Source organism: Xenorhabdus sp. SGI246 (assembly GCF_040838225.1).
GTDB classification, from domain to species: domain Bacteria; phylum Pseudomonadota; class Gammaproteobacteria; order Enterobacterales; family Enterobacteriaceae; genus Xenorhabdus; species Xenorhabdus indica.
Window position 1 is genome coordinate 1 of record NZ_JBFPEZ010000006.1, and the last position, 11,416, is coordinate 11,416.

At 42.2% G+C, this 11,416-nt stretch carries 13 protein-coding genes; 2 read left to right on the plus strand and 11 right to left on the minus strand.

Annotated elements, in window-relative coordinates:
- Positions 1-119: 119 nt before the first annotated feature.
- The 8 genes from fusA to fkpA all read right to left on the minus strand — a co-directional run bounded on the left by fusA (position 120) and on the right by fkpA (position 6,449).
- Positions 120-2,228, minus strand: a complete 2,109-nt coding sequence (fusA, locus tag ABLA85_RS02120) for an elongation factor G (RefSeq protein ID WP_367960945.1) — start codon at positions 2,226-2,228, stop codon at positions 120-122.
- 94 nt (positions 2,229-2,322) lie between these two features.
- Positions 2,323-2,793 carry a 30S ribosomal protein S7 gene (gene rpsG, locus ABLA85_RS02125; RefSeq protein ID WP_038269448.1) on the minus strand — a complete coding sequence of 157 codons (471 nt, stop codon included), beginning with the start codon at positions 2,791-2,793 and terminating at the stop codon, positions 2,323-2,325.
- Positions 2,794-2,891: 98 nt separating this feature from the next.
- The gene (gene rpsL / locus ABLA85_RS02130; RefSeq protein ID WP_038269449.1) at positions 2,892-3,266 is read right to left on the minus strand and encodes a 30S ribosomal protein S12; all 375 of its coding nucleotides are present in this window, start codon (positions 3,264-3,266) and stop codon (positions 2,892-2,894) included.
- 217 nt (positions 3,267-3,483) lie between these two features.
- Positions 3,484-3,771 (minus strand): sulfurtransferase complex subunit TusB, encoded by a 288-nt coding sequence (gene tusB / locus ABLA85_RS02135; RefSeq protein ID WP_367960947.1) that lies wholly within the window; start codon positions 3,769-3,771, stop codon positions 3,484-3,486.
- A gap of 19 nt (positions 3,772-3,790) precedes the next feature.
- A complete protein-coding gene (gene tusC, locus ABLA85_RS02140; RefSeq protein WP_367960949.1) occupies positions 3,791-4,150 on the minus strand; it encodes a sulfurtransferase complex subunit TusC in 360 nt (119 codons plus the stop codon).
- 31 nt (positions 4,151-4,181) lie between these two features.
- Positions 4,182-4,577 (minus strand): sulfurtransferase complex subunit TusD, encoded by a 396-nt coding sequence (gene tusD / locus ABLA85_RS02145; RefSeq protein WP_367960950.1) that lies wholly within the window; start codon positions 4,575-4,577, stop codon positions 4,182-4,184.
- Positions 4,577-5,314 (minus strand): transcriptional regulator, encoded by a 738-nt coding sequence (locus ABLA85_RS02150; protein WP_367960952.1) that lies wholly within the window; start codon positions 5,312-5,314, stop codon positions 4,577-4,579. Before ABLA85_RS02150 ends, tusD begins: the two co-directional genes overlap by 1 nt.
- A 370-nt stretch (positions 5,315-5,684) precedes the next feature.
- Complete coding sequence (gene fkpA, locus ABLA85_RS02155; protein WP_367960954.1) at positions 5,685-6,449, minus strand: FKBP-type peptidyl-prolyl cis-trans isomerase; 765 nt, start codon at positions 6,447-6,449, stop codon at positions 5,685-5,687.
- A gap of 316 nt (positions 6,450-6,765) precedes the next feature.
- Here fkpA and ABLA85_RS02160 point away from each other — a divergent pair, with 316 nt between their 5' ends.
- Positions 6,766-6,984 carry a SlyX family protein gene (locus ABLA85_RS02160; protein WP_367960956.1) on the plus strand — a complete coding sequence of 73 codons (219 nt, stop codon included), beginning with the start codon at positions 6,766-6,768 and terminating at the stop codon, positions 6,982-6,984.
- 124 nt (positions 6,985-7,108) lie between these two features.
- Here the strand turns inward: ABLA85_RS02160 and slyD are convergent, their stop codons facing one another.
- Together slyD and ABLA85_RS02170 are read right to left on the minus strand one after the other, a co-directional pair.
- Positions 7,109-7,645, minus strand: a complete 537-nt coding sequence (slyD, locus tag ABLA85_RS02165) for a peptidylprolyl isomerase (protein ID WP_367960957.1) — start codon at positions 7,643-7,645, stop codon at positions 7,109-7,111.
- A 139-nt stretch (positions 7,646-7,784) separates the two neighbouring features.
- Positions 7,785-7,988, minus strand: coding sequence for a YheV family putative zinc ribbon protein (locus tag ABLA85_RS02170; RefSeq protein WP_047680805.1), 204 nt, complete (start codon positions 7,986-7,988; stop codon positions 7,785-7,787).
- Between the two features lie 227 nt (positions 7,989-8,215).
- Between ABLA85_RS02170 and ABLA85_RS02175 the strand changes: the two genes are divergently transcribed.
- Positions 8,216-10,168, plus strand: coding sequence for an ABC transporter ATP-binding protein (locus ABLA85_RS02175; RefSeq protein ID WP_367960960.1), 1,953 nt, complete (start codon positions 8,216-8,218; stop codon positions 10,166-10,168).
- A 321-nt stretch (positions 10,169-10,489) separates the two neighbouring features.
- Here the strand turns inward: ABLA85_RS02175 and ABLA85_RS02180 are convergent, their stop codons facing one another.
- On the minus strand, positions 10,490-11,380 hold the full coding sequence (locus ABLA85_RS02180) for a LysR family transcriptional regulator (protein ID WP_367960962.1): 891 nt from the start codon (positions 11,378-11,380) through the stop codon (positions 10,490-10,492).
- Between the last annotated feature and the right edge of the window lie 36 nt (positions 11,381-11,416).

An 11,416-nucleotide genomic window follows, 5' to 3' on the forward strand; every position in this document is an offset into this window, starting at 1 on the left:
ACCAACGTTAACGTGCGGTTTGGAACGTTCAAACTTTTCTTTAGACACGACTCTATTCCTTAATACCGCTCCCCCGTCATAAATGATGAGGGAGCTAAAAAGATAGTAAACTCGAAAAATTATCTAGATTTACGAGCTTCGATAATAGCCTGAGCGACGTTGCTCGGCGCTTCGTTGTACTTCAAGAACTCCATGGAGTAAGAAGCACGACCTTGGGTCTGAGAACGCAGGTCAGTAGCATAACCAAACATTTCAGACAATGGTACTTGAGCACGAACAATTTTGCCCGTAGCTACATCATCCATACCATCGATCATACCACGGCGACGGTTCAAGTCACCGATGACGTCACCCATGTAGTCTTCTGGTGTTTCCACTTCAACTTTCATGATAGGTTCCAGCAGAACTGGTTTCGCTTTCATGAAGCCTTCTTTAAATGCCATGGATGCAGCAATTTTAAAGGCGATTTCTGAGGAGTCAACGTCATGGTAAGAACCATCGAACAGGGCAACTTTAACGTCAACAATTGGGTAACCAGCCAGAACACCGCTCTTCAACTGTTCCTGAACGCCTTTGTCGACGCCTGGGACGTATTCTTTAGGAACAACACCACCAACGATTTCGTTCACGAATTCGTAACCAGCTCCACCAGCTTCCAGAGGTTCGATACGCAGCCATACATGACCGTACTGACCACGACCACCGGACTGTTTAGCGTGTTTACCTTCCTGCTCAACAGAAGCACGGATAGTTTCACGGTAAGCAACCTGAGGTTTACCTACGTTCGCTTCAACGTTAAATTCACGACGCATACGGTCAACCAATACGTCGAGGTGAAGTTCACCCATACCGGCAATGATAGTCTGACCAGACTCTTCATCACTGCTCACGCGGAATGATGGATCTTCCTGAGCCAGACGGCCTAAAGCGATACCCATTTTTTCTTGGTCAGCTTTAGTTTTTGGCTCGATAGCAACAGAGATAACTGGCTCTGGGAATTCCATGCGCTCCAGGATAATTGGCGCACTCAGATCACAGAGCGTATCACCTGTAGTGACATCTTTCAGACCGATAGCAGCTGCGATGTCGCCTGCACGGACTTCTTTGATTTCTTCACGTTTGTTAGCATGCATCTGAACGATACGGCCAAAACGTTCTTTTTTGTCTTTAACCGGATTCAGTACAGTGTCACCGGAGTTAACAACACCTGAGTAAACACGGAAGAACGTCAGGTTACCCACGAATGGGTCGGTAGCGATTTTGAACGCCAGAGCAGAGAATGGCTCGTCATCGCTAGAATGACGTTCTGCTGGGGTATCTTTACCGTCTGGCAGCATACCTTTGATGGATTCAACATCAGTTGGTGCTGGCAGATATTCGACAACTGCATCCAGCATTGCCTGAACACCTTTGTTCTTAAATGCAGAACCACAGGTAACCAGGATAATTTCGTTAGCCAGAACACGCTTACGCAGAGCTGCCTTAATTTCTTCTTCAGTCAGCTCTTCACCGCCCAGGTATTTATCCATCAGCTCTTCTGATGCTTCTGCTGCGGATTCAATCAGGTTCTGATGCCATTCCTGAGCCTGCTCAAGCATGTCAGCCGGGATATCTTCGTATTCGAAGGTAATACCCTGATCTTCGTCGTTCCAGTTGATTGCTTTCATTTTCAACAAATCAACAACACCGGTGAAGGAATCTTCTGCACCGATTGCCAATTGCAGAGGAACAGGGTTAGCTGCCAGACGCGTTTTGATCTGCTCAACAACGCGCAGGAAGTTCGCTCCCATACGGTCCATTTTGTTAACGAACGCGATACGTGGAACGTTATATTTATTCGCCTGACGCCATACAGTTTCAGACTGTGGCTGAACACCACCAACTGCACAGTAAACCATTACTGCACCGTCAAGAACACGCATAGAACGTTCTACTTCGATAGTGAAGTCAACGTGGCCTGGGGTGTCGATGATGTTGATACGGTGTGGCTCATACTGTTTGGCCATACCAGACCAGAATGCGGTAGTTGCAGCAGACGTGATGGTAATACCACGTTCTTGCTCCTGTTCCATCCAGTCCATAGTAGCAGCGCCATCATGAACTTCACCGATCTTATGGCTTACACCAGTGTAGAACAGAATACGTTCGGTGGTAGTGGTTTTACCCGCGTCAATGTGCGCGCTGATACCGATATTACGGTAACGAGTTATAGGGGTTTTACGAGCCATTTTTTCCTCTCTCGTGGGCGTTCAATATTAGAGAACGGGTAGCTAAGCAGCTACCCAGAACATATTCACTGCCGATGGTATAACAAAAAATGGATTACCAACGATAGTGTGCGAACGCCTTGTTAGCTTCTGCCATACGGTGAACGTCTTCACGTTTCTTAACAGCAGCGCCTTTGTTTTCAGCCGCATCAGATAATTCATTCGCCAGGCGCAGAGCCATCGACTTATCACCGCGTTTACGAGCAGCATCAACGATCCAACGCATTGCCAATGCATTACGACGAACCGGACGAACTTCAACTGGAACCTGGTAGGTAGAACCACCTACACGACGGGACTTAACTTCCACAGTCGGGCGCACATTATCCAGTGCCAGCTCGAATGCTTCCAGATGATCTTTACCAGAACGCTGAGCCAGGGTCTCAAGCGCACCATATACAATTGCTTCTGCGACAGACTTCTTACCGTCTACCATCAGGATATTTACAAATTTTGCCAGCAGTTCAGATCCGAACTTTGGATCTGGCAGAATTTTACGTTGACCAATTACACGACGACGTGGCATGGAAATACTCCGTTTCGAATTTCAGGGTTGTCCAAAACTCTACGAGTTTATTCTGACATTAAAGTAAAAAATGTTTGGCCTTACTTAACGGAGAACCATTAAGCCTTCGGCTTCTTCACACCGTACTTAGAACGACCTTGTTTACGGTCTTTAACACCGGAACAGTCCAGTGCACCGCGAACAGTGTGGTAACGCACACCTGGCAAGTCTTTAACACGACCGCCACGGATCAGGATTACGGAGTGTTCCTGTAGGTTGTGGCCTTCACCACCGATATAGGAAGTCACTTCGAAACCGTTAGTCAAACGAACACGGCATACTTTACGTAGTGCTGAGTTTGGTTTTTTTGGAGTAGTAGTATATACACGAGTACATACACCACGTTTTTGCGGGCAAGCTTCCAGAGCAGGAACGTTGCTTTTCACAACTTTCGAGCTACGAGATTTGCGAACCAGCTGGTTAATAGTTGCCATTATTAAAAAAGCTCCTGGTTTTTTGCTTCGTAAACACGGATTTTACCCTCTGTCAGTCATGATGACAAAACGAGAGGACGCGGAATTTTATTGCTGACTTGACGAGGTGTCAAGAAATATACAGCCTTTCTATGGTTGGCGACGTCAAAGAGTTAGCAAGTCATTTATTGCTGGCTGAATACTACAGGCAGTATCTTCAAACAAAATACAGAAATATCTACCCACTGAAACTTTGCTGATGTTTCACCGTTAAGCTAACAAAACCGTTGTAATTTACTACCCGTACATGATCTGAAACTTGATTAACAAGCCCTCGTGCATCCAGATCATCCTGCAAAGCATAGATACCAGCTCCTGTGCGGATCAACTCAGCTAAATAGCGATTACCATTTATACTGAGCAATACCCCATTCTGAATCAACAGAACATCATCCACGTCAGTGATCAAGCCAAGTATTGCATCGAAGTCATCCTGGTAAGGTGAATGTCTAACAGTATATAACATGTTACCCCTCCAAAATAGATTAAAATTTCAACACAACATCATAGCCTGCTAACATTTGTCGAATGGCCACAGCGGAGAGAAACTCGGCCTCCAGAATAAAATCACTTTCTGGGCTAAATCCTCTAACCATCAGATCCTCAAGGCAAATATAACATTTATCAATATCATACAGAGATAAAATCTTAAATGTTGAAATGTAGTCACGTGACAGAATTTTATCCGGTTGCTGATCGGACAGTAGCTGGAATACTCCATCAGAAATAAAGAATACACCTATCTGCTCCGTCAATGCTGATGTTGCAAGTAGAGCATCCAGCCCTTCTCTGCCAGCAGAAGATCCGTGGGGAGCTTCAGTAAAAACGAAGGCGATTTTTTTCATTATTACCCTCAATATCCTTTTGCCTATGCCCCTAAAACTGTACCACACGATCACATAGCATCATGGCCTCAGCCAGAGAGCCAAGGCCACTGAGTTCAAACCCATTGGCCAGATTCGCAGCATCCAGATTCAGTTCATTTGCTTGTTGTTCATCTACAACACCGCGTCGCAATGCTGCCGCAACACAAATGGATAAATTAAACTGGTGCTGAGCAGCCAATGATTGCCAAGCTCTGACGAGATCAAATTCATCATTAGCAGGCACTAGCAGCCGATTACCATTCTGAACGCCATCACGATAAAAAAATACGCTATGCAATTTATGGCCAGAAACAATAAGCGCCTGAGCAAATTGATAAGCACTACTGGCTTGCTGAGTTCCATATGCTGGTCCGGTCACCAGAAGACAATAAGACAGTGGTGACATTACTTCTCCGGACTTGTACATTCACCACTTTTAAACTGGCGAATATAAAGGTATACCGTATGCTTGGAGATATTCAGGCGATCAGCAACCTGATTAATAGCATCTTTAATATCAAAAATACCTTTCTCATAAAGATTCAGGACAACCTGCCTGTTTTTTGCATTATTGGAAACATTGCGATCAGCATTTACCTCTTCAATAGTATATTCCAAAGTCTGCGCAACCAGATCGTCCACAGAAGAAGCAAAATTGACGTTTGAAGAGACTTCGTGAGTTTTTTCCGGAATAAAAGTCTGAATAATCTCAGAGAAAGGAACATCCAGATTCATATTAATACACAAAAGCCCGATCACTCGACGCTGACGATTACGAATCGCAATCGTAACAGATTTCATCAATGCGCCACTTTTCGCCCGTGTGAAATAGGCTTTGGAAACACTGGCATCTTCATCCGTCATATCGTGCAGCATCCGTAATGCCAGATCAGTGATGGGAGAGCCAATTTTACGGCCCGTATGTTCGCCATTAGCTATTCTGACAGCTGAACATTTAAGGTCTTCCAGTGAATGAAGAACAATTTCACAATGCCCACCAATCAGCATAGCCAGGCCATCAACAGCAGCTTCATAAGACTTTAAAATTTCATGATCCGTTTCACTGAACGGTTGGTTTTCCAGTAAATCAATATCGCTGTTATCACCAGATATTTTATCACCGGACAATAGTGGGGTAGACATGTAATACACCATCCTTCAAGCTTAAACTTCACCTCACCAAAAGCATCAGAGTGAGATTTATTATAACCGCAATTTAACAGAAAACATTCCAAAAACGCTGTATTCTATCCAGAATAATGACGTTAAAACTACATTAAATTGCCGTCAAGACCTTGCTGAATAGACTGCCAGAGGTTATCACAGCGTTTATGTTCAAATGTACCTGAAATATGAGAAAATTATTCTATTTAATATTGTGTAAAATAATAATTGTCAAAATTCATTCTCTATATTTACGTTTATTACTTACTAAATCGAAGTAAATATTGGTATAACAAAACAGGGACCTGATAGCCCCTGTTATAAAATCATGTATTAATTACGATGAAAATTATTTTGCTTTCGCGTTAGGTTTAATATCCAACAATTCAATTTCAAAGACTAAAGTTGAGTTAGCTGGAATTTCTTGCACTCCATTTTTTCCATAAGCCAACTCAGGTGGGATGACTAATTTCATTTTTCCACCTTTTTTCAGATGCTGAAGACCTTCTTTCCAGCCCTGAATCACTTTATCCAGAGGAATCGACAGAGGCTCTTTCCGTTCATAAGAGCTATCAAACACTTTTCCATCAATCAAACTTCCTTTGTAATTCACAACTACGGTATCGCTTGTTGCAGGCGTTTTACCACTTCCTTCCCGCTCAATTTTATACAGAAGACCGGATTTCGTTTTTATAACTCCCGTTTCCTTAGCAAACTGCTCCCGGAATTTATTCCCTTTCTCACTATTTTCACTGGCCTCTTTCTCCAGCTTAGCCTGTAAAGAAGATCTGATTTTTGCATCAAACTCACTAAGGACTTGCTGAATTTCTGTGTCATTCAGTTTACTTTTGTTATTGACGGCATCTTCAAAACCAACCAAAAGCTGAGACTTATCAATATTAATACCTAGCGCTTTCTGTTCGTCCAAAGATTTTTCCATATAATGACCTATGGAAGCTCCCAATGCATAAGAATCCTGCTGTTCTACTGTCTTAAAAGCCTTATTCAGTTTCACTTCATCGCTGGTTTTTGTTTCAGCAGCCATTGTATATGGTGCACTGAATGCCATTGCCAGTGTAGTTGCCAATAAAGTTGTTTTTAACAATGATTTCATCTTATTCTCCAATAAATTTGACTGAGTTTGCCGTCAGCAAAAATCATGCAACCACATGTACTATAACTGCCTACGAAAACCAATAACAATATTTGCTATACGCCGCCCTGAAAAATATTGAAACAACCTTGAAGTAACTCATTGAACAAAAAAGCGTTCCTGTTCTCCATTTTACTTTTCACCTTCACCAAAAGATTTAGACATTAAGGTTTGGCTATTAGGCTTTGGGCATGAGGCTTCAAGTATTATAGTATCGATTTAAATACAATAATCATTCCGTCGCGTAATGACATGATTAAAAACAGGGAGAAAAGTAATGGTATTATCCAGCCTTGAGCAGAGATTTGAACAACTGGAAACTAAACTGACCCATCAGGAAGTTACCATTGAAGCGTTAAATCAAGAAGTCAGAAAACAGCAAATAGAAATAGATAAGCTAAAAGAACAGCTAAAATTAATGGCCGAACGACTTAAAACGCATCAGTCATCAATTATTGCACCACTTTCAGAAGAAACGCCCCCACCCCACTACTGAAAACAGATCTACTGAAGCCAATTCCGGCTATCCAATCGGGGGAAATCGTCTGCCAGGGAAGGCAAAAAGACCGACAACAAAAAGAGAAGCCAGCCAGCTTCCCTTTTTTCAGCTAACCCACTAATTAATGGCAACCACCGCCACAGCAGCTATGACCTTCATGATCATGATGGTGATCGTGATCACCGCAACCATCCTGCCCATGTACGTGACCATGAGCCAGTTCTTCTTCTGTCGCCTCACGAATCGCTACAATTTCAACGTTGAATTTCAGGTTCTGACCAGCCAGCATGTGGTTACCATCAACAACAACTTCATCACCTTCTAAAGCGGTGATTTCAACAGGCACAGGCCCCATATCGGTATCCGCCAGAAAACGCATACCAACCTGCAACTCTTCTACACCAACAAAAACATCTTTTGATACGCGCTGAACTAAGTTCTCATCATACTGACCATATGCATCATTTGCTTCAACACTAACATCAAAACGTTCACCAGCCTCACGGCCTTCCAGCGCTTTTTCCAAACCGCTAATCAGGGAACTGCGGCCATGGAGATAGTCTAACGGTGCGCTCACCGGAGACTCATCAACTAAAACACCATCTTCTGTTCTTACTTGATAAGCCAAGCTGACCACTAAATCTTTTGCTACTTTCATGACATCTCCTACGATACCCAGGAAAAAACGTGGGAAAAATTGTTACGACTAAAAAAATGCCGCCGATTGTACCGGAATTCTACTTCACTGTACCTAGTAATGGGAAAATTAATCCGTTACACATTGTAATTACATTGAGTTATTGAGGTGTAAAAATGCCGATAACTTGTTCCTGCTTTCTGACATGAGATGTTACAGCCTCATCAGTTTGTCGCTGAAGATGTCCACAATGAACACACTCGACAATATCAACTCTGTTTTCCTGCCACATTGCCAAAGTATCCTGTGACTGACACTTTGGGCACACAGCACCTGCTATAAAACGTTTACGACTCACTGACATATTTACCCCCATTGCTGTTCATGCCTGATGCGGATGAATCCCTAACCTGATTAATGTCTTACACAGTAGTTCCACTTCGCTCATATCACCCTGTTAGATGACAATAACATCAGTCCCTTCCCAGGACGTGTCAGACCACCTATTTTCCGCTACCATGCACGCCAGGCTATCAAAACGAATACATATAATGTCATTATTAACTTAACATATCCCATACAGACAACATCATGATTGTTTTTTCTTCTCTGCAAATCCGTCGTGGCATTCGCGTCCTACTGGATAATGCCAACGCAACCATCAATCCCGGTCAAAAAGTGGGATTAGTTGGTAAAAATGGTTGTGGTAAATCAACCCTACTCTCATTACTGAAAGGTGAACTGCAAGCTGAAAGTGGCTCTGTAACATTTCCTAACAACTGGGCTTTAGCCTGGGTGAATCAGGAAACGCCTGCTCTGGAGGTTTCAGCTCTGGAATATGTGATCGATGGTGATCGTGAATTCCGCCAACTGGAACAGAAACTGCAAATTGCCAACGAGCAGAATGATGGTCATGCCATTGCACACCTTCACGGCCTGCTCGATACCATTCAGGCATGGACAATTCGTGCCCGTGCATCCAGTTTACTGCATGGGCTGGGATTCTCTCAGGCTCAACTGGAGCAACCTGTCCGTTCATTTTCCGGTGGCTGGCGTATGCGACTTAATCTGGCTCAGGCGTTGATTTGTCGTTCTGAGCTATTATTGCTCGATGAACCCACCAACCATCTTGATCTGGATGCTGTAATCTGGCTCGAGAAATGGCTGAAAAACTATACAGGTACTTTAATCCTGATATCGCATGACAGAGATTTCCTCGATCCAATCATTGATAAAGTCCTGCACATTGAACAGCAGAGCTTATTTGAATACACGGGCAATTACTCTTCTTTTGAACGGCAACGGGCAGCCAAACTCGCCCAACAACAAGCTACATACCAAAGCCAGCAAGAAAAAGTAGCGCATTTGCAAAGCTACATTGATCGTTTTCGTGCTAAAGCTTCTAAGGCAAAACAAGCTCAAAGCCGAATCAAAATGCTGGAGCGAATGGAGCTGATTGCGCCTGCTCATGTTGATAACCCATTTCGTTTCAGTTTCCGCCAGCCAGACAGCCTGCCAAATCCACTATTAATTATGGAAAAAGTCAGCGCCGGATATGGAAATAAAACGGTACTGAACTCAATCAAATTAAATTTGGTTCCGGGTTCACGAATTGGCTTGTTGGGTCGTAACGGTGCGGGTAAATCAACCCTGATAAAATTACTGGCAGGGGAGCTCATTCCACAACAAGGAGAAATTTCCTTAGCTAAGGGCATCAAGCTAGGATATTTTGCACAACATCAGTTGGAATACCTTCGCGCAGATGAATCTCCTTTACAACATTTAGCCAGACTTGCGCCTCAGGAAACAGAACAACAGTTAAGAGATTATCTTGGTGGTTTTGGTTTCAAAGGTGATCAAGTGACCGATCCAACTGTCCGATTCTCAGGAGGAGAAAAAGCCCGATTGGTGCTGGCGCTGATTGTCTGGCAACGTCCAAACCTTCTGTTGTTGGATGAACCGACCAACCACCTTGATCTCGACATGAGACAAGCATTGACTGAAGCCCTGATCGATTTCGATGGCGCTCTTGTCGTGGTATCGCACGACAGACACTTATTGCGTTCCACGACAGATGAACTCTATCTGGTACATGATGGCAAAGTAGAACCTTTCAAAGGCGATTTGGAAGATTACCAACAATGGCTGACAGAGTTACAACGTCAACAATGGCGTGAAAATCAGGAAAAGGAAAAAACAGCTCCCGGTACAGATGATTCTGTAAATAACATTCAAAATTACAGTGCACAAGAACGCAAAGATCAAAAACGGCGTGAAGCAGAATTCCGTAGCCAAACGCAACCATTGCGTAAGCAACTCACAGTGCTTGAAAAAGAGATGGAAAATTTAAGTACAAACTTGGCAAGTTTGGAAGAAAAACTTTCAGATAACACAATATATGAAAGTGAGCGTAAAACTGAATTAACGGAATGCCTGCACCAACAGATAAAGACTAAATCCAGACTGGAAGATATTGAAATGGAATGGTTGGATATTCAAGAGCAACTTGAAAAAATGACAGAAACATTTAACATCAATCAGTAAGTTTATTACCATTCAATTATTGTTAGGCAATGATTACCAGGTGTTGTAATTCAATACCCGGTAATCATACTTTATATAGCAACGTCCCTAAACTGACTATGTATTTCCAAACGTATTATGTGCACAAATAAGAAAAGGAATTCATCTAAAATGAATTATCTTACTGACCGTAAAAATGACAACTCATTTAATTAAAAAGTATTTTTACAATTATAGACATCAGTAATTCTAATAAACATTCTATGCTCCTTAACGAAAACTGCCTTATGATTTAAATAAGAATAACAGTAGAATAATTCGCTGATTGCTTATCAAATTATTTTACAAATTAGCCACCAATGCAGAAAAACTTTCGGCATCGTCAATCAAATCATCATCTATTGACTTACTCCATACTACACCTAAATCTATTTTCTCATCAGTTTCAACAAACTCTAACAAATTCATATAATAATCAGGAATTGCAGCAATCATCCTTTTAGGTACACAGGCATAAGTACCGTTCTTTGTAATCATCTCCATAATTAACATGATATCATTTGTTTTTAATAACAAATTCATATTATCACCAGTATAAACAGGAAAGACATTCAGACAATCATTCAGGTCAATCATCTCTTCCTTTCCCGGTGAACTGATCAGGAAATTCTTATACTTAGATTTACTGTTTTCCGTTCTAAATTTAGATATCAATTGACTCCTTTTTCTAAAGATATAAACCAATTTTTCAGTAAAAGTTTTTTTCGGCTCTAACTGTGTCACAGCCACCAATGGCACTACAGCTACATGGAGCATTCCCACATTCAACAAACTCATCTGCTGCTCAACTGACAATCCTGTCATCAAAGCCAGTACAACATTCCCTTTATTCCCTGCAAGCTGCCTTTCAATTTGCGAATAGTTATGAGTGGAAAAACAGGACCCAACATATAGGTGCCTGACAAGTTCCCTTTTTGAATCAGATTGTACCTGACTTTTAAACTGCTCATAATGTGTTAAAAACTTCCTGGCATTTTCCAACGTCTTCTGCCCAAAATCTGTTAATCTCGTTCCACTTGGCCCCCTTCTGAATAATGAAGCACCCAGAATACCTTCCAGACCATGTATTTTTTTCGTCAAAGCAGGCTGAGAAAGATAAAGTTTCTCTGAAGCCTTATGATAATTAAGAGTCTCAGCCAAAACGATGAAAGCTTCAAGATTGCGTATATCCATGTTCTTTCGCCCAATGGTTGTGAATAACGATAAAAC